The 24,959-nt window shown below is 72.7% G+C and carries 20 protein-coding genes; 3 read left to right on the top strand and 17 right to left on the bottom strand.

What is annotated here, in order from left to right:
* From FYC51_RS15625 to FYC51_RS15610, 4 genes are read right to left on the bottom strand one after another with little or no spacing between them, the layout of a single operon-like run.
* Positions 1 to 1,014, bottom strand: a complete 1,014-nt coding sequence (locus FYC51_RS15625) for an AAA family ATPase (protein ID WP_148735357.1) — start codon at positions 1,012 to 1,014, stop codon at positions 1 to 3.
* Positions 1,015 to 1,031: 17 nt separating this feature from the next.
* Positions 1,032 to 1,523 carry a pantetheine-phosphate adenylyltransferase gene (coaD, locus tag FYC51_RS15620; protein ID WP_148734705.1) on the bottom strand — a complete coding sequence of 164 codons (492 nt, stop codon included), beginning with the start codon at positions 1,521 to 1,523 and terminating at the stop codon, positions 1,032 to 1,034.
* 51 nt (positions 1,524 to 1,574) lie between these two features.
* On the bottom strand, positions 1,575 to 3,767 hold the full coding sequence (locus tag FYC51_RS15615; RefSeq protein WP_148734704.1) for an ATP-dependent DNA helicase RecG: 2,193 nt from the start codon (positions 3,765 to 3,767) through the stop codon (positions 1,575 to 1,577).
* Entirely contained in the window at positions 3,764 to 4,585 is an 822-nt protein-coding gene (locus tag FYC51_RS15610) for a tetratricopeptide repeat protein (protein WP_187432694.1), read from the bottom strand. Before FYC51_RS15610 ends, FYC51_RS15615 begins: the two co-directional genes overlap by 4 nt.
* A 78-nt stretch (positions 4,586 to 4,663) precedes the next feature.
* Between FYC51_RS15610 and rsmD the strand changes: the two genes are divergently transcribed.
* Positions 4,664 to 5,251, top strand: coding sequence for a 16S rRNA (guanine(966)-N(2))-methyltransferase RsmD (gene rsmD / locus FYC51_RS15605; protein ID WP_148734703.1), 588 nt, complete (start codon positions 4,664 to 4,666; stop codon positions 5,249 to 5,251).
* On the opposite strand, the gene thiL is transcribed toward rsmD, so the two are convergent.
* Positions 5,221 to 6,219 carry a thiamine-phosphate kinase gene (gene thiL, locus FYC51_RS15600; RefSeq protein WP_148734702.1) on the bottom strand — a complete coding sequence of 333 codons (999 nt, stop codon included), beginning with the start codon at positions 6,217 to 6,219 and terminating at the stop codon, positions 5,221 to 5,223. The two genes, rsmD and thiL, sit on opposite strands and share 31 nt — an antisense overlap.
* 25 nt (positions 6,220 to 6,244) lie before the next feature.
* On the opposite strand from thiL, the gene FYC51_RS15595 reads away from it, so the two are divergent.
* Both FYC51_RS15595 and FYC51_RS15590 read left to right on the top strand, forming a co-directional pair.
* Positions 6,245 to 6,751 carry a DUF3515 domain-containing protein gene (locus tag FYC51_RS15595; protein WP_148734701.1) on the top strand — a complete coding sequence of 169 codons (507 nt, stop codon included), beginning with the start codon at positions 6,245 to 6,247 and terminating at the stop codon, positions 6,749 to 6,751.
* Positions 6,752 to 6,960: 209 nt separating this feature from the next.
* The gene (locus FYC51_RS15590; RefSeq protein WP_148734700.1) at positions 6,961 to 7,242 is read left to right on the top strand and encodes a hypothetical protein; all 282 of its coding nucleotides are present in this window, start codon (positions 6,961 to 6,963) and stop codon (positions 7,240 to 7,242) included.
* Positions 7,243 to 7,312: 70 nt separating this feature from the next.
* Here the strand turns inward: FYC51_RS15590 and FYC51_RS15585 are convergent, their stop codons facing one another.
* From FYC51_RS15585 to FYC51_RS15530, 12 genes are all read right to left on the bottom strand, one after another.
* Positions 7,313 to 7,747 (bottom strand): pyridoxamine 5'-phosphate oxidase family protein, encoded by a 435-nt coding sequence (locus FYC51_RS15585; RefSeq protein WP_148734699.1) that lies wholly within the window; start codon positions 7,745 to 7,747, stop codon positions 7,313 to 7,315.
* Between the two features lie 128 nt (positions 7,748 to 7,875).
* The gene (locus FYC51_RS15580; protein WP_148734698.1) at positions 7,876 to 8,967 is read right to left on the bottom strand and encodes a D-alanine--D-alanine ligase family protein; all 1,092 of its coding nucleotides are present in this window, start codon (positions 8,965 to 8,967) and stop codon (positions 7,876 to 7,878) included.
* A complete protein-coding gene (locus tag FYC51_RS15575) occupies positions 8,867 to 9,958 on the bottom strand; it encodes an NAD(P)H-dependent glycerol-3-phosphate dehydrogenase (RefSeq protein ID WP_148735356.1) in 1,092 nt (363 codons plus the stop codon). Before FYC51_RS15575 ends, FYC51_RS15580 begins: the two co-directional genes overlap by 101 nt.
* 34 nt (positions 9,959 to 9,992) lie before the next feature.
* Positions 9,993 to 10,790, bottom strand: coding sequence for a lysophospholipid acyltransferase family protein (locus FYC51_RS15570; RefSeq protein ID WP_238476413.1), 798 nt, complete (start codon positions 10,788 to 10,790; stop codon positions 9,993 to 9,995).
* Between the two features lie 7 nt (positions 10,791 to 10,797).
* A complete protein-coding gene (gene murA, locus FYC51_RS15565) occupies positions 10,798 to 12,168 on the bottom strand; it encodes a UDP-N-acetylglucosamine 1-carboxyvinyltransferase (protein WP_148734697.1) in 1,371 nt (456 codons plus the stop codon).
* Positions 12,165 to 12,785 carry a 3-isopropylmalate dehydratase small subunit gene (gene leuD, locus FYC51_RS15560; RefSeq protein WP_148734696.1) on the bottom strand — a complete coding sequence of 207 codons (621 nt, stop codon included), beginning with the start codon at positions 12,783 to 12,785 and terminating at the stop codon, positions 12,165 to 12,167. Before leuD ends, murA begins: the two co-directional genes overlap by 4 nt.
* Before the next feature lie 2 nt (positions 12,786 to 12,787).
* Positions 12,788 to 14,251 carry a 3-isopropylmalate dehydratase large subunit gene (gene leuC, locus FYC51_RS15555; RefSeq protein WP_148734695.1) on the bottom strand — a complete coding sequence of 488 codons (1,464 nt, stop codon included), beginning with the start codon at positions 14,249 to 14,251 and terminating at the stop codon, positions 12,788 to 12,790.
* A gap of 118 nt (positions 14,252 to 14,369) precedes the next feature.
* Positions 14,370 to 14,963, bottom strand: a complete 594-nt coding sequence (locus FYC51_RS15550) for an FHA domain-containing protein (protein ID WP_148734694.1) — start codon at positions 14,961 to 14,963, stop codon at positions 14,370 to 14,372.
* Positions 14,964 to 14,972: 9 nt separating this feature from the next.
* Positions 14,973 to 17,309, bottom strand: a complete 2,337-nt coding sequence (locus FYC51_RS15545; protein ID WP_148734693.1) for a transglutaminase domain-containing protein — start codon at positions 17,307 to 17,309, stop codon at positions 14,973 to 14,975.
* Entirely contained in the window at positions 17,306 to 18,619 is a 1,314-nt protein-coding gene (locus FYC51_RS15540; protein ID WP_148734692.1) for a DUF58 domain-containing protein, read from the bottom strand. The genes FYC51_RS15545 and FYC51_RS15540 overlap by 4 nt, the downstream gene beginning before the upstream one ends.
* Positions 18,616 to 19,584, bottom strand: a complete 969-nt coding sequence (locus tag FYC51_RS15535; RefSeq protein ID WP_187432693.1) for an AAA family ATPase — start codon at positions 19,582 to 19,584, stop codon at positions 18,616 to 18,618. The genes FYC51_RS15540 and FYC51_RS15535 overlap by 4 nt, the downstream gene beginning before the upstream one ends.
* Positions 19,585 to 19,599: 15 nt before the next feature.
* A complete protein-coding gene (locus tag FYC51_RS15530; protein WP_148734691.1) occupies positions 19,600 to 24,888 on the bottom strand; it encodes an Ig-like domain-containing protein in 5,289 nt (1,762 codons plus the stop codon).
* Positions 24,889 to 24,959: the final 71 nt, after the last annotated feature.

Raw genomic sequence — 24,959 nt, 5'->3', positions numbered from 1 at the left:
TCAGCTCCTTCGAGCACTGCCGACGGGAACCGGCGTCTCCCCCACGATGCGGCGCACGATGGCGTCGATGAGCGGCCCGCTGTCGCGGTCGTGCGCGCCGATGGCACGGCTCGTCGGCACGAGGCGATGCGCGAGCACCGGCACCGCGAGCGCGTCGACGTCGTCGGGCAGCACGAAGTCGCGGCCGTGCATGGCGGCGTGCGCCTTGGCCGCGCGGATGAGCTGCAGCGTGGCCCTGGGGCTCGCGCCGAGACGGAGCTGCCGGTCTTCGCGGGTGGCTCGGGCGAGCTGCACCGCGTACTCCTTGACCGGCTGCGACGTGAAGACGTGCTGCACGGCCTGGATCATGTCGCGGAGCTCGGCGAGCGACACCACCGGCTCGAGCCGGTCGAGCGGGCTCGAGGTCTCGCGCGTGGACAGCATCGCGATCTCGTCGGCGGGCGACGGGTACCCCATCGAGACCCGGGCCATGAACCGGTCGCGCTGCGCCTCGGGGAGCGGGTAGGTGCCCTCCATCTCGACCGGGTTCTGCGTCGCGACGACGGTGAACGGCTGCGCGAGCACGTAGGTCGTGCCGTCGGCCGTGACCTGCCCCTCCTCCATGCACTCGAGCAGTGCCGACTGGGTCTTCGGGCTGGCGCGGTTGATCTCGTCGCCGATGACGAGGTTGGCGAAGACGGGGCCGCGCTTGAACTCGAAGTGCCGGGTCGACTGGTCGAAGACGCTGACGCCCGTCACGTCGCTCGGGAGGAGGTCGGGCGTGAACTGGATGCGGCTCACGCTCGCGTCGACCGACCGGGCCAGCGCCTTCGCGAGCATGGTCTTGCCGACGCCCGGGACGTCCTCGATGAGGAGGTGCCCCTCGGCGAGCAGCACGGTGAGCGCGGCCGTGATGGCCTCGCGCTTGCCGGCGATGACGGTCTCGACGTTCTGCACGATGCTCGCCGCCAGCGAGCCGACCTCGTCGATGCCCAGCGGGAGGTCCGCGCGACCCGCGTCGCCGGGACCGCCCATGGTGACCGCCGCCTCGCTCACGCCGTCACCGCCCCCTGCAGGTAGTCGGCCACGACGAGTGGCACGTACGGCGAGACGTCGCCGCCGAGCGCCGCGACCTGGCGCACGAGCGAGCTCGACACGTGGGCGTTGGCCGGGTCGGGCAGGAGGAACACGGTCTCGACGCCCGCGAGGTGCCGGTTGACGATCGCCATGGGCGTCTCGTACGCGACGTCGACCTGCGAGCGGATGCCCTTCACGAGCACCGTGGCGCCCACGTCGGTGCAGTAGTCGACCAGGAGCCCCATGCTCCACGAGGCCACGACGATGCGGCCCTCGATGCCGGCGTCGGCGATCGACTTCTCGATGAGCGCGACCCGCTGCGCGATCGGCAGCAGCGCCGTCTTGTCGGGGTTGTGCACCACGACGACGTGCAGCTCGTCGTAGAGCCCCGCGGCCCGCCCGATGACGTCGAGGTGGCCGAGCGTGACGGGGTCGAACGAGCCTGGGACGACGGCGATCCGCTGCATACGCACCAGCGTAGTGCCCGCTCGCGGCGCTGGAAGCGCTGTCGGAGAGTCTCAGCCCTTGCTCAGGAACCCGCTGGTCTCGGCGTCGAGCCGGCGGCGCACCTCGGCCGCGAGCGCGGCGTGCCGGCGCAGGCCGGGGTCTTCGGCGAGCACCTCGGCGGCGAGGTCGCGGGAGTCCGAGATGACGTCGCCGTCGCGCACCACTCGCAGGAGCTTCAGCGACGAGCGACCGCCCGACTGGCTCGCCCCGAGCACATCGCCCTCCTGGCGCAGCTCGAGGTCGACGCGCGCAAGCTCGAACCCGTCGAGCGTCGCCGCGACGGCCTCGACGCGCTGGCGGGCCAGCGACCCGGCCTCCGCGTTCGTGACGAGCAGGCACAGGCCGGGCACGCTCCCGCGGCCGACCCGGCCGCGGAGCTGGTGCAGCTGCGAGACGCCGAACCGGTCGGCGTCCACGACGACCATCGCGCTCGCGTTCGGCACGTCGACGCCGACCTCGATGACGGTCGTGGCGACGAGCACGTCGATCTCCCCCGCCGCGAACGCCCGCATCGCGGCATCCTTCTCGTCGGCGCTCATGCGGCCGTGCAGGGGCGCGACCCGCTTGTCGGCGAAGCGCGGGTGCGCCGCGAGCTCGGCGAGCACCGAGGTCACGGATGCCGCGGGCGCCCCGCCCTCGACCTCGCCCTCGAGCGGCTCGCCGTCGTCCTCCGCGACCTTCGCCTCGATCGCCGGGCAGACGACGAACCCCTGCCGGCCGAGCTCGACCTCTTCGGCCAACCGCTCCCAGACCCGGGGCCGCCACCCCGGACGGTCGGCGAGCGGCACGACGAAGGACTCGATGCCCGCGCGGCCCGCGGGGAGCTCGCGGATCGTGGACACGTCGAGGTCGCCGAAGACCGTCATGGCCACCGTGCGCGGGATGGGCGTCGCCGTGAGCACGAGCACGTGCGGCGGATGCTGCCCCTTGAGGCGCAGCGCCTCGCGCTGGTCGACGCCGAACCGGTGCTGCTCGTCGACCACGACGAGCCCGAGGTCGGCGAACGACACGGCGTCGCCGATGAGCGCGTGCGTGCCGACGACGATGCGGGACTGGCCCGCGGCCGCCCGCAGCAGCGCCTTCTTGCGCTCGGCGGTGGGCAGCTGGCCCGTGAGCAGCGTGGGCATCAGCGACGCCGACAGCTCGGGGCCGAGCATGCGCGCGATCGACCGCACGTGCTGCGCCGCGAGCACCTCGGTGGGTGCGAGGAGCGCCGACTGCCCGCCCGAGTCGGCGACGGCGAGCATGGCGCGCAGCGCGACGAGGGTCTTGCCCGAGCCCACCTCGCCCTGCACCAGCCGGTTCATCGGCACCGGCTGGCCGAGGTCGTCGGCGATCTCGCCGCCCACCTCCTGCTGGTCGTCGGTGAGGGTGAACGGCAGCGACGCGTCGAAGCGCGTGAGCAGGCCCTCGGGCGACGGCGGCCGCGCGGTCGTGGAGTGCTCGCGCAGCTCGGCCCGGCGCAGCAGCAGCGCGGTCTGCAGCACGAACGCCTCGGTGAACCGCAGGGTGCGGCGCGCGGCCTTCCACTCGGCCTCGGTCTCGGGCCGATGCACCTGCTCGAGCGCGCGCCGGTGGTCGAGCAGCGAGCGGGCGCCGCGGACCTGCTCGGGGAGCGGGTCGTCGACGGGGCCGAGCCCGTCGAGCAGCAGCGCGACCGACTTCGCGAGCTGCCAGCTCGCGAGGGTGCCGGTGGCCGGGTAGATCGGGATGGGCGCCTCGACCCAGCGCTTCGCGGCATCCGTTGCGACGACCTCGGCGTCGTCGAACAGCTCGTAGTCGGGATGCGCCAGCTGCCGGTTGCCCTTGTAGTCGCCCACCTTGCCCGCGAAGATGCCACGACGGCCCGGGCGAAGGTCGTTCTCGCGCCACTTCTGGTTGAAGAAGGTGAGCGTCAGGATGCCGGTGCCGTCGGAGATCTTCGCCTCGAGGATCGACCCGCGGCGCTGGCGCATCTCGCGCACGCGCACCTCGAGCACCTCGGCGACGATCGTGACGTTCTCGTCGAGCGGGAGGCTCGCGAGGGCGGTGAGCTCGCCGCGGAGCGCGTAGCGGCGCGGGTAGTGCGCGAGCAGCTCGCCCACCGTGCGGTAGCCGAACGCCCGCTCGACGGCCTGCGCGGTGCGGCCGCCGAGCGCGCCGGAGAGTCGGGTGTCGAGGGTGAACCGACCGGCGCCCGCGGCATCCGCTCCTTCGGCCGTCATGCCTCGATCGTAGGCTCCCCCGCCGACTCGTCCTTCGTGAGCTCCGCGAGCTCGGACTGCACGTACGGGTCGTCGGGGCGCGCCCGGGCCAGCTCGCGCTGGAGCTCGAGCGCCTCGTCGGTGCGGCCGAGCGTGCGCAGGCAGCGGGCGACCGACCAGCGGGCGACGTGCTGCTGTTCGGTGGTGCCGTAGCGGTCGGCCGCGTCGACGGCCTGCTGGAACTCGGCGAGCGCCGCCTCGGCGCGACCGGAGTCGTGCATCGTCCAGCCCAGGTTGTTGTGCAGGGCGACGCCCCAGCGCAGCACGCGCGGGTCGCGCGAGCCGGCGAGCACGTCGAGGCCCTCGGCGGCCCACTCCTCCTCATGGCCCGCGTCGTTGAGCGCGAGCATGTGCAGCGCGTCGAGCACCAGGAAGTTCGAGCCGGCGAGCGCCGCCTCCCGCACGCCGCGCGTGAGCTCGGGCACGGCCTCGGCGCGGCGGTCGGCGGCGGCGAGGATGCGCCCGCGCTCGATCGAGACCCGGGCGCGCACCTCGGCGGCGTCGCGCTGCGGCTCGTCGGGGGCGGTGCCCGCGGCGGCCACCTCGTCGAGCACCGCCAGCGCCTCGTCGCCACGGCCCTGGATGCCGATGGCCCGCGCGAGCTGGGTCGACAGCACGGCGCGCACGTGCGCCGGATGCGAGTCGTCGTCGGCCGCCTCGCGGAACCGCTCCTCGCTCGCGGCGGGGTCGCCGAAGTCCCAGAGTCGGTCGATCAACTGCTGTTCGTCTCCCCGGTGGCGGGACGGTTCGGCCGGCACCTGGTCTGTCGAGTCATCCACCCCTCCATCATGGCAGCGCCGGGCACGTGCTCGCGTCGGCATGACACCGTGCAACCGCGCGGATATGCTGCGGGAAGCATGACCCGCATCATCGCCGGATTCGCCGGCTCGCTCTCCCTCGCCGTCCCGCGCTCGGGCACGCGTCCCACGAGCGACCGGGTGCGCGAGGCGATCTTCTCGGCCCTCGACGCACGTGACGCCGTCGACGGTGTCGCGGTGCTCGACCTCTACGCCGGATCTGGCGCGCTCGGCCTCGAGGCGGCGTCCCGGGGTGCGGCCGAGGTCGTGCTCGTCGAGAAGGCGAAGCCGGCCGCCGACATCTGCCGGCGGAACGCCGAGGCGGTGACGCGCGCGGCGCGGGGCCATCGGCCGCGCATCCGGGTGGCCATGCGCAGCGTCGCGTCGTACCTCGAGTCGGCGACGGGGCCGTTCGACCTCGTGTTCATCGACCCGCCGTACGACCTCGGCGAGGCCGCGCTCGCGCACGACCTCGAGCTGCTGTCGCCCCTGCTCGCGGCCGACGCGGTCGTCGTGGTGGAGCGGAGCTCGCGGTCGCCCGAGCCGCGGTGGCCGGCCGGCATCGCGCCCGAGCGGCGCCGCGACTACGGCGAGACCACGCTGTGGTGGGCGGCGGCTCAGCCCGAGCGGCCGTCCCAGCCGGAGTAGGGGTCCCAGCCCTCGGCGTCGATCCCGCGTCCGTCGATGAGCACCTCGCCCGGGGCGGGCACGATCCGGCCGACGACCTCGAACGGCGCGGGCGGCTCGACACCCGGCGGGAACGTCGCGAGCAGGCCGTGGTCCTCCGCGCCGGCGAACGCGACGCGCAGGTCGGCGCCGAGCGCCTCGCCGTCGAAGTCCAGGCCGACGCCGCTCGCCTCGGCGATGCGCCGGGCGTCGCGGGCGAGTCCGTCGGAGACGTCGAGCATCGAGGTCGCCCCCGCGCGAGCGGCCGCCACGCCCGCCGCGACGGGCGGGTGCGGCGCCAGCTGGGCCGCCACGAGCTCGGGATGCCGCGCGCGCACCTCGGCGGCCCGTTCGGGATCGGGCTCGCCCGCGGCATCCGTGCCCTCGGCGAAGAGCAGCGCCAGGCCGCGGGCCGCGTCGCCCCGGGCGCCCGCGTGCGCCAGCACGTCGCCGACGCGCGCGCCCGAGCGGAGGACCGGCGCGCGGCCCTCGAGGTCGCCGAACGCCGTCACCGCGATCGTGAGCACCGTCGACGCCGAGAGGTCGCCGCCGACCACCCCGGCGCCCGGCGCGAGCGCCGCAAGGCCCTCGTGCAGCCCGTCGGCGATGCCCTCGAGCACGGCGGCGGGCGTCGTCGGCGGGGCGGCGATGGCGACGACGAGCGCGGTGGGCCGGGCGCCCATCGCCGCGACGTCGGTCAGGTTGGTGGCCGCCGCCTTCCAGCCCAGCTCGAACGGCGTCGACCAGGCGAGCCGGAAGTCGGGTCCGTGCACGAGCAGGTCGGTCGTCACGACGTACCGGCCGTCGGCGGCCGCCACGACCGCGGCGTCGTCGCCCGCGCCGAGCAGCGCCGCATCCCCCGACGCGAGTCGCGGCAGGATGCGCGCGAGCGTGCGCGACTCGCCCAGTTCGCCGATCGTCGGCGACTCGGTGCGCGCAGGTCGTTCCATGCCTCTCACGGTAGCCTGAACGGCGATGCCCCACCCCACAGCACCCCTGACCCGACGCGGGCTGCGGCGCGTCGCGCTCGCCCTCGGCCTCGCCGTCGCCGGGACGATCGCGCTCGCCGGCTGCAGCCAGGCCGTCCCGTTCGCCCCCGCGCCGCAGGCGACCGACGCCGACTGCGCCGCCGTGATCGTGCGCCTGCCCGACGTCGTCGCCGGCCAGGCCGAGCGCGAGACCAACGCACAGGGCACGGGCGCGTGGGGCAACCCCGCATCGGTGCTGCTGCGCTGCGGCGTCGAGCCCCTCGGTCCCACGACCGACCGGTGCGTGAGCGTCGACGGCGTCGACTGGGTCATCGACGAGTCGGACGCCCCGCGCTACCTGTTCACGACCTTCGGGCGCACGCCGGCGGTCGAGGTGCTCATCGACAACGACGTGGTCTCGGGCACGACCGCGATCGCCGACCTCTCGTCGGCCGTCTCGGCGATCCCCGCCGAAGGCGGCTGCACGAACGTCGACGACGCGACCCTCGGCTGAGCCGCCGTCACGGCGGTCCGCTGCCTCCGGCACCCCCTGACCCGGGGGATTGTCCGATCGTGGGCACTCGACCTAACCTGAGACATCCTCGCTTACGGAGGACCGAGCCCACCCGAGTCGAACGGCCGTCCTCCGGCGGCGCGGCGAGGGGTGCCACCCGGCACTCCTCCCACGTGGGCACCACGTGCCCCGCATCCCGAGGGGGAAGCATGCGGAAGATCCTCGCGACCTGCGCGCTGGCCGGCCTGCTGGTCACCGCGCCCGCCATGGGCGCCATGGCGGCGCCGCTGCCCGACAACTGTACGAAGGACCGCGGAACGGTCTCGTGCGAGACGTTCGAAGGCCCCGGCAACAACCAGGCCGGCGTGGGCTCCACGTCGACCACGGAGACCAAGGGCAACACCTCGAACACGAGTCCTGAGCCGCAGGAGCTCGAGGACGAGTGCACGGTCAACCCGCCGTCGAGCCAGGGCGCACCCAACTCCTGCTGACCCGACACGGCCCGGACGTCGGCCCTCCGCACACGCCTCCGGGGATGCGGAGGGCCGACCTCGTTCCGCCTCAGCTCGCGTCGAGGCCGGCCTCGGGCTCGGGGCCGAACGTCACGCGGCGTCCGCTGATCACGTCGGCGTCGATGCGGATGAAGTTGCGCTTCACCGTCGGGATCCACGGCACGAGCGACGCCGCCTCCGCCTCGGCGATCTCGTCCGCGCTCTCGAGCGCCCGGGCGCGACCCTTGATGACGACGCTCCAGCCGTCGGTCGCGCCGTAGTCGTCGATCTCGAAGGCCACCTTGTTGTTCACCGTCACGCCGAACAGCTTCGTGCCCTCCGCGGTGCGCAGCAGCACGCCGCCCTCGACGGTCGTGTAGTTGATCGGGAAGATCTCGGGCTGATCGCCGATCGAGACGGCCAGCCTTCCGAAGTCCTTCTCCACGAGCAGGGCCCAGCACTCGTCGTCGCTGAGGACCTTCACCGGTTCGCGTTCTTCAGCCATGCCACCATCGTTGCACGCGGTCGCGCCCTCGTCATGGGACATACGACCCGCGCGTCGAGCTCGGCCGCCTCGCTGCGGCACGGCGCGTCGACAGCTGCGAGCGGATGCCGCGCCGCCCGCGCCGAGGCTCAGCGGCTGCCGCGCGCGTGCCCGACCTCGATGAGCTCCGAGATGAGCTCGGGGTACGTGAGCCCCGAGTTCAGCCAGCACGTCGGGAACATCGAGATGGGCGTGAATCCGGGCATCGTGTTGACCTCGTTGACGACGAAGCCCTCGTCGGTGAGGAACACGTCGACCCGGGCGAGCCCCTCGCCGCCGATCGCCTCGAACGCCCGACGGGCGATGCGGCGGAGCTCGAAGAGCTCGCCGTCGCCGAGGTCGGCCGGGCAGATGAGGTCGACGCCGGGCGCGTCGAGGTACTTCGCCTCGAAGTCGTAGAAGTCGCGGCCGGTGACGACGACCTCGCCGGCGACGCTCACGCGCGGGCCCTGGCCGTCGCGACCCTCGAGCACGCCGCACTCGATCTCGCGGCCGACGACCGCGGCCTCGACGAGCACCGTGCGGTCCTCCGCGAACGCGACGTCGAGGGCGGCGTGCAGCTCCGACCAGTCGGACACCTTGCTCACGCCCACCGACGAGCCGGCGCGGGCGGGCTTCACGAACACCGGCAGGCCGAGTCCGTGCACGCGGCGCTGCCACAGCTCGGGCTCCTCGGCGAGGGCGGCCCGGGTGAGCGTCACCCACGGGGCGACGGCGATGCCGGCGCCCTCGAGCACCGTCTTCGTCACGTGCTTGTCCATGCCGATCGCCGACGCCAGCACGCCGTTGCCGACGTAGGGCAGTCCGACGAGCTCGAGCAGGCCCTGCACGGTGCCGTCCTCGCCGAAGCGGCCGTGCAGGATCGGGAGGACGACGTCGACGTCGCCGAGCGAGCGCTCGCCCGTGGCATCCGTGACCCGCACCTCGCGGGATGCCGAGCTCTCGGGCCAGCGCACGCGCGTGCCGTTGTCGACGACCTCGGGCAGGTGCGCCGGGTCGAGGGCGTAGCGGGCCGGATCGTCGGCCTCGAGCACGAAGGCGCCGTCGCGGGTGATCCCGACCGGGATCACCTCGTAGCGGTCACGGTCGATCGCCCCCAGGATCCCGCCCGCCGTTGCGCAGCTGATCGAGTGCTCGCTTGAACGCCCGCCGAACAGCAGAACCACCCTGAGCTTGTCCATCCAATGTCCTTTCGCCCTGGGGCTCGTCGTCGGTCGTGAGGTGCGGTGCGATGTCCTTCGGGGCGAGCGTGCCCGCGAGCACCTGCCGGACCTGCTCGACGATGGGCATCTCCACGCCCTTCGCCCGTGCGAGCTCGAGGATCGGGCCCACCGAGGCGAGGCCCTCGGTGGTCTGCTGCATGCGATTGACCACGTCGGGCAGCTTGTAGCCCTGGCCGAGCAGGCGCCCGGCGGTGTTGTTGCGCGACAGCGGCGACTGGCAGGTCGCGATGAGGTCGCCGAGGCCCGCGAGACCGGAGAGCGTGTCGGGGTGCGCGCCGTAGGCGACCGCGAAGTCGGTCATCTCGACGAGGCCGCGCGTGATGATCGAGGCCTTGGTGTTCTCGCCGTAGCCCGCGCCGTCGACGATGCCGATCGCCACGGCGATGAGGTTCTTCAGCACGCCGCCGAACTCGGTGCCGATCACGTCGGTGTTCACGAACGAATGGAAGTACTTGTTGCGCGAGATGGAGGCCACCGACTGCGCCGTCTCGAGGCTCGTCGACGACACGACGGCGGCCGTCGGCTGCTCCCTCGCGATCTCGAGCGCGAGGTTCGGGCCCGAGATCACCGCGATGTTGGACTCGGCGATGGGGAGCACCTCGGCGATGACCTCGCTCATGCGGTGGCCGGTCGACTTCTCGACGCCCTTCATCAGCGAAATGACCGCGGCGTTGGCCCCCAGGTGGGGTTCGGCGGCGATGAGGTTCTGCCGCAGCGTCTGGCTCGGCACGCAGACGTACACCTGCTCGGCGCCCGCGAGCGCGAGGTCCATGCGGCTCGTCGCGCGCAGGCCGATCGGCAGGTTGATGCCCGGGAGGTAGTCGCTGTTGCGCCGCGCTTCCTGGATCTCGCGCGCCAGCTCGGGCCGGCGCGCCCAGATCATGACGTCGGCGCCGCCGTCGGCGAGGATCTTCGCGAACGTGGTGCCCCAGCTGCCGGCGCCGAGCACCGCCACGCGCTTCCCGGGTGCGCGGCGCCCCGTCCTACGATTCAACGCGATCCGTCCCCTCCTGGTCGAGGCGACCGGTCTCCTTCTGGCCGTGCTTGACCGGGTCCCAGCGCTCGGCGGGTGCCGGCTCGCCGCGCAGCTCGGCGAGGAGCGCGGCGATGGCGTCCATGAGCACCGTGGTCGCGGCCGTGAGGCTCGCCTGGTCGAGCCTGCCCTCGAACGACGAGAGGTCGATCGGCTCCCCGATGATGACGTCGACGCTCTTGCGCGGGAAGAGACTCAGCTTCTTGCCGTAGCGCGGGAGGATCTGCTGCGTGCCCCAGTGTGCCGCGGGCACGAGCGGGATGCCGCGCTCGATCGCGATCCGCACCGCGCCCGTCTTGCCGCGCATGGGCCACAGGTCGGGGTCGCGCGTGAGCGAACCCTCTGGGTACACGATGACCATGCGGCCCTTGGAGACGAGGTCTTCGGCCGCGCGGATCGCCGCGTGGCTCTGGCTGCCACTGCGCTCCACCGGGATCTGCCCCGAGGTGCGAAGGACCCAGCCGAGCACCGGGTTCTTGAAGAGCGACGCCTTCGCGAGGAACCGCGGCGCGCGGCCGAGCTTCCACGAGGCGACGCCCATCACGAGCGGGTCGACCTCGCTGTAGTGGTTGGGCGACAGCACGAAGGCGCCGGTCTGCGGCATCCGCTCGGGGTGGTGGAAGCGGTACTTCACCGCCAGGTTCCAGAGCGGGATGATCAGGGCGGCGAGGAGCCAGAAGAACGACGGACGGCGCTTCTCGGCCCCCGGCTTCGCCGCATGCGCAGCGGTCGGGTCTTGTTGTGGCACGGACCCATTATCCTTCGAGCGTGAAGTCCGCCCCGAGCAGCTCCAGCTTGGTGATGAAGTTCTCGTAGCCGCGCGCGATGATCCCGACGTTCGACACGGTCGAACGGCCCTCGGCGGTCAGGGCCGCGATGAGGTGGCTGAAGCCGCCGCGCAGGTCGGGCACCTCGATGTCGGCGCCGTGGAGCTTGGCCGGGCCCGAGATGACCGCGGAGTGCTGGAAGTTGCGCTGGCCGAACCGGCACGGGCGGCCGCCGAGGCACTCCTTGTGCACGTCGATCGACGCGCCCATCTCGACGAGCGCGTCGACGAAGCCGAAGCGCTGCTCGTATACGGTCTCGTGCACGATCGACACGCCCTTGGCCTTCGACAGCGCCACGACGAGCGGCTGCTGCCAGTCGGTCATGAACCCGGGGTGCACGTCGGTCTCGATGATGACCGGCTTGAGCTCGCCACCGGGGTGGTAGAAGCGGATGCCGTCCTCCTGGATCTCGAACGCGCCGCCGACCTTGCGGTACACGTTGAGGAAGGTGAGCATCTCGGCCTGGCGGGCGCCGCCGACGAAGATGTCGCCGTCGGTCGCGAGCGCCGCTGCCGCCCAGCTGGCGGCCTCGTTGCGGTCGAAGAGCGCGCGGTGCGTGTAGCCCTGCAGCTTCTCGACGCCCTCGATGCGGATCACGCGGTCGGTGTCGACCGTGATGATGGCGCCCATCTTCTGGAGGATGTTGATGAGGTCCATGATCTCGGGCTCGATGGCCGCGCCCGAGAGCTCGGTGATGCCGTCGGCGAGCACCGCGGTGAGCAGCACCTGCTCGGTCGCGCCGACGCTCGGGTAGGGCAGCGAGACCTTGGCGCCGTGCAGGCCGCTGGGGGCCGACATCCGGATGCCGCTCGGGAGCTTCTCGACGATGGCGCCGAAGTTGCGCAGCACCTCGAGGTGGAAGTCGATCGGGCGGTCGCCGATGCGGCATCCGCCGAGGTCGGGGATGAACGCCTCGCCCAGGCGGTGCAGGAGCGGGCCGCAGAAGAGGATCGGGATGCGGCTGGAGCCGGCGTGCGCGTCGATGTCGGCCATGTGCGCCGACTCGACGGCCGACGGGTCGAGGATGAGCTCGCCCTCGTCGACGCCGTGCGTGACGCTGACGCCGTGCACCTCGAGAAGGCCGCGCACGATGCGGACGTCGCTGATGTTCGGCACGTCCTTCAGCACGCTGGGGGTGTCGCCGAGGATGGCCGCGACCATCGCCTTCGTGACGAGGTTCTTCGCGCCCTTGAGCTCGATGCGACCGCGCAGCGGCTTGCCGCCGTTGATCGTGATGCGGTCGACGTTCAATCCGACTGCCGTCGCGTGGTTCTTGGCGTCCTGCCCGAGTGTGTTCACAGACTCCCTGATTCTGCCGGCTCCCGGATGGGGAGGGTCTTCGGCCGCCAAGCCTCGCGATGTGACTCGAACTCGGCGATCGACTCCTCGTCCCGGAGGGTGAGCCCGATGTCGTCGAGCCCTTCGAGAAGCCTCCACCGAGTGTAGTCGTCGATGTCGAACGGCACCGTGAGCGCGCCCGCGCTCACCGTACGCTCAACCAGATCGACCGTGACGGGTATTCCCGGCTCCGCCTCGATGGCCTCCCAGAGGCGCTCGACGTCCTCATAGGCGACCTGGGCGGCGAGCAGGCCCTGCTTGCCCGAGTTCCCGCGGAAGATGTCGCCGAAGCGCGAGCTGATGACCACGTCGAAGCCGTAGTCGCGCAGCGCCCAGACGGCGTGCTCGCGGCTCGATCCGGTGCCGAAGTCGGGCCCGGCGATGAGGACGCGGGCGCCCGCGTAGGCCGGGTCGTTGAGGATGAAGTCGGGGTCCTGGCGCCACGCGTGGAAGAGCGCGTCGTCGAAGCCGGTCTTCGTCACCCGCTTGAGGAACACCGCCGGGATGATCTGGTCGGTGTCGACGTTCGAGCGGCGCAGCGGGACCGCCACGCCCGTCACGGTGCTGAGCTTCTCCATGGTCAGCGTCCCTCCCCGTCGTTCTGCAGGTCCCACGGGCTCGACAGCGTGCCGCGGATGGCCGTGGCGGCCGCCACGAGCGGTGACACGAGGTGCGTGCGGCCGCCCTTGCCCTGCCGGCCCTCGAAGTTGCGGTTCGACGTCGAGGCGCAGCGCTCCCCAGGCGCGAGCTGGTCGGGGTTCATGCCGAGGCACATCGAGCAGCCCGCGAAGCGCCACTCGGCGCCGAACTCCTCGAACACCTTGTCGAGGCCCTCGGCCTCGGCCTCGAGGCGCACGCGGGCGGAGCCCGGCACGACCATGACGCGCACGCCGTCGGCCTTCTTCTTGCCCTGCACGATGGACGCGAACGCCCGCAGGTCCTCGATGCGGCTGTTCGTGCACGAGCCCATGAACACGGCATCGACGTGGATGTCCTTCAGCGGCGTTCCGGGCGCGAGGTCCATGTACTCCAGCGCGCGCTCGGCGGCTGCGCGCTCGTGCTGGTCGTCGATGGTCGCCGGGTCGGGCACGGCCTCGCTCAGCGAGACGCCTTGGCCCGGGTTCGTGCCCCAGGTGACGAACGGCTCGAGCGCGTCGGCGTCGATGAAGACCTCGGCGTCGAACTCGGCGCCCTCGTCGGTCGCGAGGGTGCGCCAGTACGCGACGGCGTCGTCCCAGTCGGCGCCCTGCGGGGCGTGTGCGCGGCCCTCGAGGTAGGCGAACGTCGTCTCGTCGGGCGCGACCATGCCGGCGCGCGCGCCGGCCTCGATCGACATGTTGCAGATGGTCATGCGGCCGTCCATCGAGAGCGCGCGGATGGCGCTGCCGCGGTACTCGAGCACGTAGCCCTGGCCGCCGCCCGTGCCGATCTTCGCGATGACCGCGAGGATGATGTCCTTGGCGGTGACACCGGGGCGCAGCGCGCCCTCGACGTTGATCGCCATGGTCTTGAACGGCTTCAGCGGCAGCGTCTGCGTCGCGAGCACGTGCTCGACCTCGCTCGTGCCGATGCCGAACGCCATGGCGCCGAACGCGCCGTGGGTCGACGTGTGCGAGTCGCCGCAGACCACGGTGATGCCCGGCTGCGTGAGCCCGAGCTGCGGGCCGACGACGTGCACGATGCCCTGCTCCTTGTCGCCGAGCGAGTGCAGGCGGATGCCGAACTCCGCGGCGTTGCGGCGGAGCGTCTCGATCTGCGTGCGGCTCGTCGGGTCGGCGATGGGCTTGTCGATGTCGAGCGTCGGGGTGTTGTGGTCCTCGGTCGCGATCGTCAGGTCCGGCCGCCGCACTGGGCGACCGGCCACGCGCAGGCCGTCGAAGGCCTGCGGGCTCGTGACCTCGTGCACGAGGTGGAGGTCGATGTAGATGAGGTCGGGCGTGCCGTCCTCGCCCCTCTTCACGAGATGGGCGTCCCAGACCTTCTCGGCCAGGGTGCGCGGTCGTGCTTCCAGCGTGGTCACGCCGTTCGCGGGTGTGTGTTCCATGCGTTCGCTTCCTCAGGATCTGCGGTCAGCCGACGACGAACTCCGCGACGGGATCGGCCTAGAACGAGGCCCCGCCGCGGCACCGAAGGAGAAGTCGCGGAGCACGCACCATCTCAGGCTACACCGTGTGGAGCGGCGCCCGATCCACGCGCACGGCGAACTCCCCGAGCAGCAGGGTCGACCCGCCGGCCACCTCGGATGCCACGCCCGGGTCGAGCTCGCGAGCCTCGCCGTCGGGCGTCAGCACGCGCGTGCCGTTCGTCGAGTGCAGGTCGGTCACGGTCACTCGGCCGTCCACGACCTCCACGAGTGCATGCGTCTTGGAGACCGAGCGCGCCGGGTCGGCGAGCGGGATCGCGGCGGCATCCGGTCGCGTCGCGTCGGCCGACGGATCGCGGCCGAGCACCACCGGGCGCAGGAGCAGCACCTCCAGCCCGCCGGGCGCGCGCAGTCGCCAGGCCCCGGGCTGCGGGGTCGGCGTCGGGGCCTCGACGCGCTCCTCGACCGCCTCGACGCGTTCCTCGACCGCCTCGACGCCGTCTCGCGACGGCGGCGCCACGGGCACGACCGCCGGGCGGGAGCCGGGAGGCGGCGGGAAGGCCGGCAGGGACCGCGGTGGGACGTCGCGCACGGTGCGGTCGGGCTCCTCGCTCGGCGGCGGCGCCGACGGGATCAGCCCCGGCGGCGGGACGATGAAGTCCGGCGAATCCACGGCATCACTCTAGCGCCGGCGGTGCAGCCGGTAGCGGCTGACGAGGCGCCGCAGGCGGCCCGCCGCGCGCGCCACGGCGTCGGTCGAGGCATCCGCGGCCGTCCACCGGTCGTCGACCACCGCGTCGCTCACGTCGGCGCCGCCGAACACGTCGCGGTCTATCGTGGCGGCGAGGGTGGCGAGCCGGACGGGCGCTGCCGCAGGCGCTCGCGTCGCGGCATCCGCCCGGCCGACGCCGACCGTCGACGGCAGCGCCGACCCGAGCCCCTGCTCGTCGACCTGCCGCTCGAGGGCACGTGCCGCCTGCAGCCGGGTGCCCTGCACGGGCGGCTCGAAGCCGAGCTCGGCGTACCGGTCGACGAGCTCCTCCCACGCGCCGGCGGCGCGGCGGTCGTTCGCGCCGCTGCGCCGGCGCCGGCGACGGTCGCCCTTGACGAGGGCGACGACGAGCATCGGCAGCAGCACGATCGCGAGGGGGATGCCCACGGACGCGAACGTCACCCACACCCAGCCCGGCAGGGCGAACGGGCGATCGCGGTCGTCGTCGGAGTCGTCGATCTCGACCGTCGTGAGCAGCTGCTCCTCCTCGTCCTCGGAGCGCGGGGGCTGGCGCACCTGCGGCTGCGGCTCGGACTTCGGCTTCGGCGTCTGCTCCTGCGGCACGTCGACCTGGTCGGGCGTCGGGCGGAAGGAGACCCAGCCGACGCCTTCGAACGGCACCTCGACCCACGCCGTGACGTCGCCGCCGAGCACCTCGACCGCCTCGCCCTCGCGCACCTCGGGCGCGAAGCCCATGACGACGCGAGCAGGGTAGCCGAGGTGCCGGGCCATGAGCGCCATCGCCGAGGCGTACTGCTCCTCGTCGCCGACCATCTGCGTGCGCGTGAACAGCTCGATGATGCGGTCGGCGCCGTGGCCCGCCCGCGACGGCACGGTGTCGGAGGCGAGGCCGTGGCTCAGGAACCCGTTGGTCTTCAGGCCCGTCTCGATGGCGCGCAGCTGCTCGATCGGCGTGGTCGCGTCGCCGACGTACTCGTCGGCCTTCGCCGCCACCACGTCGGGCACGTTCTGCACGGCCGGCATCGCGAGGGTGGCGACCGGCACCTCGAGGAGCTCGTCGGTCTCCGGCTCGACCTGCATGCGGGTGTCGAGCTCGTAGGCCGCGCCCTCCGCGAGGCCGCTCGTGAGCACGGCGGTGCCGGCCGCCGGGTTGTAACGCAGGTCGCCGGCGCGGTCGCTCGTGCCCCGGTCCTGCAGCGCGAGCGTCTCGCCGTAGCCGACCGTGGGCAGCCACACGTCGCCGTAGCCCTCGACGCGGACCTGCACGTGCCGCTCGCTGCCGAGGGTCGCGAGGAGCGGCTCGGGCAGGGTCGCGCCGACGATCGCGTAGCCGCCGCCGTCGGGACCGACGTCGTCGGGGCCGGCGACGTTCCAGAGCCGGCCGGTGTACGCGTCCATGGTGGCGAGCCGCACGACGTCGCCCGGCTCGAGCCCCGTCACCTCGAAGAGCGGCGCCTCGGCGAGGTCCTTCGTGTAGTGGCGGAACCCCGCGAGCGGGCTCGGGAACTCGAGCGGGTCGAACGGCGGCACGACCTCCTCGCGCAGCACGAACCGGTCGGGCGAGACGGGCGCCAGTGCGATGCCCGCGACGGCGCCGATCGCGATGGCGCCGGCGACCACCGCCGACGTGCCGGCGACCTTCTGGCGGCGCAGTCGAGCGGCGCCGTCGCCGCTCGACTCGACCGTCGCCCCGCGCCGCCAGGCGAGCCACACGAGCGCCACGACGGCGAAGGCGACGCCGCGCACGGCCGCGAGGTACGCCTCGTCGGTGCCGAGCAGGACGCCCGACAGGTAGAGCACGACCGGGCCGATGAGCAGCACGCTCGCCCGCAGTGCCGTGCGCCGCCGCGGCAGCCAGCGCGTCGCGAGGAGCGTGCCGACCAGTGCGACGAGCCACGCCGCGAAGTACGGTACGACGGCGACGTAGTACGGCGCCTCCACGGGCGTGCCGATGGTGACGATGTCGGCCCAGCCGTAGACCGGGCCGATGACCAGCCCCGTCAGGCCCTCGAGCGACGGCAGCACGGCGAACAGCGCGGCATCCGGCATCGTGACCGGGGTGCCGACGAGCAGGTAGCCCGCCATCGCGAGGAGCACGGTCGGGACGACCCCGAAGCGCCATGCGGCGCCCGCCACCGCGGCGAGGGTGCCGACGACGAGACCCGCGACGGCCGCGACGAGGAAGTTCAGCCCGCCGAACGCGGTCTCGTAGCCGGCGATGCCGAGCAGCGAGAGCAGGCTCAGCGCGAGGATGTCGGTCACGGCGGTGCGGGGCAGTCGGGTCACGGGCGCACCCTCCGCACGAGCCGCGGGAGCTCGGAGAGGTCGCCGACGGTGACGACGGTGCTGCCCGCGATGCGGGTGATGCGGGATGCCGCGCCGAGCTCGGCTCGGAACGCGATGATCTCGGTGTCGGGGCCGAACACGGTCTCGACCGTGCGCAGGTCGGCGACCGGCAGGAGGGAGCCGGCCACCGTGATGACGACGCTCGGCGGAGGAAGCCGCTTCGTGGCCTCGCGCACGAAGTCGCGGACGCTCGGGAACGCGCGCCGGGTCGGCTCGATGCGCGACGTGTCGTCGAGCAGCGCCGTCGGCGTCGCGGTGCGGAGCGCGAGGGACTCGGTGACCACGGCCAGGCGCGTGGCGTCGCGGATCACCTGCACGCCGAGGGACGCGAGCACCGACACGGCGAGCTCGAACTCGTCGTCTGATGCGTACTGGTCGCGGTCGGTCGGCTGCACCAGGATGAGCTGCGAGCGGCGAGTCTCCTCGTACTGGCGCACCATGAGCTGCCCGGTGCGCGCCGACGTGCGCCAGTGCACGTTGCGCAGCGCGTCGCCCGGCTCGTAGGCGCGCAGTGCGTGGAACGAGATGTCGTTGTTCGTGATGGTCTTCGTGACCTCGCCCTCGAGGTCGCGCACGAGGCCCGCCGCCGACGGACGCAGGCGCGCGGTCACGGGGTGCACGAAGAGCTCGACGGGGTCGGTCCAGCGCACCGTGCGGCGGAGCAGCCCGAGCTGGTCGCCGCGCACCGAGACGGCCGGGCCGGCGACGATGACCGCGCGGCGGTTCGTCGGCACGGCGAAGAGCTCCTCGTGCTCGCCCTCGGGCGGCAGCGACGGCACGACGAACTCGGCGAGGCCGGCGCCGACGGGCAGCTCGAGCCGCGACGGCGTCGAGGCTGACGTGCCCGCGTTCGTCACGAGCAGGCGGCCGAGCGCCCGCTCCCCCGCGACCACCCGCGCGGGTTGCAGCTCGATGCCGACGCGGTAGTGCATGCGGCCGAACACGAACCCGATCGACACGAGCACGGCGGCGAGCAGCGTGAAGCCGAGGAACGCGAACTCGATCCAGCCGAACGCCCACGCGATCACGAGCGACACGGCCGCGGCCGCGAGCACGAGCCATCCGGTGGTCGACACGACGCCCGTGACCGGTGCCGCGAACCGCGCGACGGCGTGGCCGACCGTCGCCGCGTGCGCTCCGAGTGAGCGGGCGGATGCCGCGACCGACCGCCCGACGGCCCGCGCCGCGATCCGCGCCTGCGAGGGCGCCGCCGGCGGGGCGGGCGCCTCGGCTCCCGACGCGCCGCTCATGCCGCCCGGTAGGCGGGCGGTGCGACCTCGACGAGCACGCGTCCCACGATGTCCTCGGCGGTCACGCCGGCGAACTCCGACTCGGGATCGACGATGATGCGGTGCGCGAGCACGGGCACCGCGAGCTCGCGCACGTCGTCGGGCGTCACGTAGGTGCGTCCATGCGCGATCGCCCACGTCTTGGCGGTGCGGGCGAGCGCGAGCGCCCCGCGCATGCTGACGCCGAGCGCCGAGTCCTGGTGCTCGCGCGTCGCCGACACGATCTGATTGAGGTAGCCGAGCACGGCCGCGTCGACGAAGACCTCCGACGCGAGCTGCGCCATCGTCGTGACCGAGCTGGCCGCGATGATGGGCGACACCCTGGTGGCGCGGGCGCGGTTCGCCGAGTCGAGCAGCAGCGTGACCGCGGTGTCGTGGTCGGGGTAGCCGAGCGACGTCTTGATGAGGAACCGGTCGAGCTGCGCTTCGGGCAGCGAGTAGGTGCCGGCCTGCTCGACGGGGTTCTGGGTCGCGATGACCATGAAGGGCGAGCCCACGTCGTAGCTCACGCCGTCGACCGTGACCCGGCCCTCCTCCATCACCTCGAGCAGCGCCGACTGCGTCTTCGGGCTGGCGCGGTTGATCTCGTCGGCGAGCACGATCGACGCGAAGATCGGCCCGCGGTGGAACTCGAAGCGCCCCTTGCCCTGGTCGTAGATCGTGACGCCCGTGACATCCGACGGGAGCAGGTCGGGCGTGAATTGGATGCGCGAGTTCGAGCCGTCGAGCGTGTTGGCGAGCGACTTCGCGAGCACGGTCTTGCCGGTGCCCGGGAAGTCCTCGAGCAGCACGTGCCCGTCGCTCAGCAGGGCGATGAGCACGAGCTCGATCACCTCGCGCTTGCCCAGGATCGCCTGGTCGACGTTGTCGACCAGCTTGGAGAAGGCGTCCTGGAACCACAGGGCCTGTTCGGATGTCACTGCCATGTCATGCTCCTCGCGTCAACCGCTGCATTGGCCGGGCGACAGCGCGTTCCACTGCGCGCCCGAGATCGTGTTCGTCTTGCTGATGTTCGTGGGGCCCTCGATGACGACCCAGATGCCGGCGTCGAATCGCACGCCGAGCCAGTTCTGCAGCGTCTGCTTGCCGTCGCCGCCGATCGAGAACGTCTCCTTGTAGAAGGCGCTGGAGTCGCCGTCGATCGACGTGTACATGCGGTGGCCGCCGCCCGTGAAGTTCTCGTAGCGCACCTGCACCGCGTTGCCGCCGCCCTGGGCGCCGCCCTTGCAGATGAACGCCCGTGGGGGCGGTGGCGGCGGGTTGCTCACGCCGACCGAGTCGGACGCGATGGGGCCGGTCTGCGTGCTGCCGTTGTTGATGGCGCGGACGTCGAGCGTGTACGTGCCGGCGCCGACGTTGTTCACGCGTGCCGAGGTGCCCGTCGTCCGGGTCCAACCCTGCGCGCCCTGGATGCGCCACTCGTACGTCACCGCGCCGCCGCCGGTTGACGAGGGCGCACTCCAGCTCGCCGTGAGGTCGGCGGGGGCGTCGCCCGACGACTGAAGCCGCACGTTGTTCGGTGCGGAGGGCGTGCCGTAGGGCGTCCTGGTCGTTCCGGCCGACCAGTCCGACGCGCCGATGGCGTTGATCGCCCGCACCGTGAACGTGTAGGCCGTGCCGTTCGTGAGGCCGCCGATGCGCTGCGTGATGCCCGCCGCGCCGGCGCCGTAGGTCGCCTTCTGGCCGTTGTAATCGACCTCGTAGCCGGTGATCGCCGAGTTGTTCGGCGCCGGCGCCTGCCACGTCACGTCCGCCCACCCGTCGCCGGCGGTCACGGTCGGCGCGTTCGGCCGGTCGGGCCGGTCGCGCACGATCACCGTGACGCGTCCCTGGGTCTCACGGGCGGGGTCCTTCGTCGCGTCCTGGATGCGGTAGATCACGCTGAGCGTGCCGGTGAACGCGGCCCCGGTGCGCACGGTGACGTCACTCGCAGTGAAGCTCGCCGACGCCGACGACCCGACGTCGAGCTGGTCGACCTGAGCATCGACGATCCGCAGCGGCGACTCCGGGAACGGGTTGAAGTCGTTCGCGAGCACGTCGATCGTCTTCGCGTCGCTGCGGGTGAGGTACACGGGCCCGTCGTCGACGGCCTGCGGCTTCGCCCGGGTCGACGACACCACCTTCACGTCGACGTACCCGGGCACCGTGAACTCCTTGAACGTCACGTCGAAGGTGAGGCGCGTCGCCGTGCCGGGCTGCACGCCGAGCGGCGAGGAGACGCGCAGCGTGCCGCCGTCGATCGAGGCCTGGATGTCGGCGGTCGTGCCCTGCAGGTTGCCGTAGCCGAGCCGCCCGATCACGTCGGGGTTCGGGTGGTCGCTCGAAGACCGCAGGTCGATCTCGAGCGGCTGCTCCCCCGCCTCGATGGTCTCCTGCCGCGGCGTGAACACGGGCGGGGTGTCCTCGAAGTTCGGGTCGCCGACGGTGACCGGCAGGGTGAGCAGGGCCTTGCGGCCGTCGGGGTCGTCGGCGTCGCGCCCGTCGGTCACCTCGAACGTGACGGATGCCTCGCCGCGGTAGTCCTGCGCGGGTGCGTAGCGCAGCGTGGTGCCGTCGACGTACGCCTCCGACCGGGCGTTCGCGGCCGAGGCCGACAGCACCAGGGCCGGCTTGCCCGAGGGGACGACCACGAGGTCGGCCACGTCCCACGTGATGCTGCCGTTCATGGGCACGACGATCGGGTCGAGCTTCGCGAGGTGCGGCGCCGGGATCGTCGGCTCGTCCTCCTCGATGTCCTCCGCGGATGCCGCGGGCGGCACGATCACGAACGCCATCGCCGAGTGCTCGTCGAGCTCGTTCGTGAGCCGGTACGCGACGGCGTAGCGCTCCCGGCCGGGCTCCACGACGATGCCGCCGCCGGACGTCACCTCGGCGCGGCCCGCGTTCGGGCCCTCGAGCGTGACGACGAGGTCCTCGACGAGGCCGCCCGGGTTGGTGGCGTCGTCGAGCGGCTCGACCGTGACGGAGTCGACCTCGACGACGTCCTCGGGCTCGATGACCTGGTCCTCGGCCGTCGGCGGGAGGATCTTGGCGTCGTCCTTCACGGCGACCTGGAGGAACGCGGTGTCGGCCCCGCCGTGCCCGTTCGAGATCTCGTACCGGATCGTGAACGCGCCCTCCTGGTCGGGGGCGGTGACGACGACGCGTCGCTTGTCGCGGATCTCGGCCTCGATGCCCTCGTCGACCTCGGGCAGGTCGACGGCCTTCAGGCTGTAGCCGCTCGGGTCGGAGTCGTTGAGCAGCACCTCGACCGAGGCGGTACGGCCGGGCTTCATCTCGACGGCGTCGTCGACGGCCTTCGGCGGCAGCGCGACGGCGGGCCGCGGGATCACGCCGATGCGGATGGTGCCCTTCGCACTCGCGCCGAACGCGTCGCGCAGCTCGTAGGTGAAGGTGTCGGTGCCCGTGGACCCGGCGAACGCCTCGTACGTGATCGACGTACTGGTGCGCTCGGCGACGCGACCCAGGTTCGGCGCGGACGAGATGCCCGTGAGCACCACGGAGTCGCCGTCGGGGTCGAGGCCGTCGAGCGGGATGTCGATCGAGACGGCCGAGCCCGCGAACGTGCGCGAGGTCAGCGGCGTCGGCAGCGGCGGGCGGTTCTCGCCGGCGTCCTTCGCGACGACCGTGAACGTGATGGTCGCTCGAGCGGTCTGCTCGAAGTCGTCGCCGATCGTGTAGACGGCCGAGTAGATGCCGGGCTCCTCGGGCGCCTGGTACCGCACCTCGTCGTCGTCGACGAACGCGAGCCCCTGGAGCGAGCCGGTGTCGGCGAGCTCGGGCAGCACGTGGATGGCGGTCGAGTCGGGGTGGTAGTCGTTCGCGAGCACGGGCACCGTCGCGATGTCGCCGGCGCGCACGTTGGCGGCGTCGTCGACGGCGACTGGCGGCTGGTGCTTCACGAGCGGCGGCACCGGCACGACCGTCACGGTCGCCGTCGCCGTGTTCACGCCGTCGGAGATCGTGTAGCTGAACTGCAGCTGCCGGTCGAGCGCCTCCGAGGCGGTGACCCGCGCCACGGTGTTCGTGAGGATCTCGACCGAGACGAGGTCGTCGGTCGCGGAGTCGTCGGCCGACTGCACGGCGAGCACGCGGCCCGACGGCGAGACGTCGTTCACGAGCACCGGCACGGTCGTCGGCTCCCCCGGCCGCAGGTAGGCGGTGTCCTTGACCGCGATGGGCGGCGGCGCCTCGGCGGGCGGCTCCACGACCTGCACGCGGATGAGGCCGACGCTCACCGCGGCATCCGCCCCGACGTTGTAGAGGAAGATGACCTCGCCCGGCTGGCTCGACGAGAACGCGATCGTGCCGCGCTCGGGGTTCGGGGTGACGGATGCCGCGGTGGGCACCTGGTCGACGCCGAGGAGCGCGAGCGGGGCGCCCGACGGCGTGAGGTCGTTCTCGAGCGGCTCGATGAGCGCGGTCTCCCCGGCGAACACCTGCGCGAAGTCGGGCGTGCCGACCGGGTTGAGCGTGCCCGTGGGCTTGACGTCGACGGTCAGCGTGCCCGTCGCGGTGAGCTGCCCGTCGGACACGGTGAACGCGACGTCCTTGAGGCCGAGCTCGCCCGACTTGTGGTCGAACGTCACGAAGCCGTCGGGGCTGAACCGCACGGAGTCGCCGCTCGTCGGCGAGGCGTTCACGAGGAACACGTCGTCGCCGTCGGGGTCGTTCCAGTCGGCGAGCACGTTGTAGGAGATCTGCTGCCCCTGCTCGACGCTCACGGCGCCCGAGCGCATCGAGGTGGGCGCGGCGTTCTCGGGCTCGGGCACGATGCGCACGTCGACGGATGCCTCGGACACGCCCATGCGGCCGTCGTCGACCGAGTAGCGGAACGACACGGTGCCTGCGGCGCCCTCGGCGGGCGTGAACTGCAGGGCGCGGCCGCCGTCGATGAGCTCGAGGCGACCCTGGGACTCGGCGACGTCCGACGTCGAGGACACGGTGAGCACGTCGCCGTCGGGGTCGGTGTCGTTCTCGAGCACCTCGAGCACCGTCGTGCGTCCGGGACGGACGCCGGCCTCGTCGTCGCGCGCGACGGGCGTGCGGTTGGCGTCCGTGCGCTCGGCGAGGGTGTCCTCGAAGGTCTGCTGCGCGCTCTTCTCGTCGCCCTCGAGCTCGTCGGTCTCCTCGGGCGGCGTGACCTCCTCCCAGTTGTCGACGAGGCGGAGGTCGGAGTCGACGAGCCACGCGTTGCCGGTCGTGAGGTCGTTGAGCACCACGACGTCGCGGTTCACCCGGAACTCGAGCCGGGAGCCCGCGGTCGGCTGCTCGATCGCCTGCGATTCGGGCTCACGGTCGTCGCATGCGGCGAGGTAGGTGGAGGAGGTCGCCCAGGCGGCGTGCGCGCAGCCGTTCACCCAGACGGGCGCGGCGACCTCGTCGGCGGACCGGGCCGGCGCCGCCGCGGCATCCGATTCGATGACACGGGCGTCGCCCCCGCCGAGCGGGACGGCGATGAGCTCGGCCGCGCCGGCGACGTAGGCGACGTCGTGCTCGGCGCTCGACTGCTGCAGCCGCAGGCCGGGCTCGGGCAGCGGCACGTCGCGGCCGTCGACCACGACGACGTTCCGGTCCTCGTCGAGCACGACCGCGCGCTCCCCGACCGCGGCGAGCTGGTGAGCGCCGAGCCTCGGGAGCTCCGAGACGGCGGGCTCGCCGCCGCCCGTGTCGATGCGCACCAGCTCGTCGTCGTCGGCCGAGGTCGCGAACACGGTGCCGCGGTCGGAGACGGCGGCGCGGGCGTCAGCACCGAGCTCGGCGATGGGGTCGGTGCCGTTCGCGTCGAACGAGAGGTCGCCGCCCGCGGGGGTCGTCCAGAGCTCGCCCTTCGGCGAGAGGATCGCGAGCACGTCGCCGCCGTAGGCGATGCGCGACCCGAGCGGCACGTCGATGCGCTGGGTCAGGGTCGTGAACGAGGGGTCGATGCGCTCGAGCGAGCCCGCGCTCGCGTCGAGGAGGAAGACGTCGTCGCCGTCCTGGAAGACGTCGACGTCGTTGGACGCCGTGGCGACGGCGGCGTCGAGCTCCTCGATCTGCCGGTTGAGCCGGCCCGCGAGGAGCTCCTGCCCGTTCGTGACCCAGACGTCGCGCGCGGTGAGGTCGGGGTCGGTCACCGGGAAGCCCTGGTGGAACGCGGCGATCGTCACGGGGACGCCGACGGCGACGGCGAGCGCCACGACCGAGGCGACGGGCTTGCGCGCACGCACCCAGGACGCGGAACTCCCCACTCTCAACTCCCCTGGATTTCGTCTTCCCGCCGGTCGGATGCACCGGTCGGATGCGTCGGACGGACGGGCGC

Source organism: Agromyces mariniharenae, from assembly GCF_008122505.1.
Classification (GTDB): Bacteria; Actinomycetota; Actinomycetes; order Actinomycetales; family Microbacteriaceae; genus Agromyces; species Agromyces mariniharenae.
This window is presented reverse-complemented; position numbering and strand designations above follow the sequence as displayed.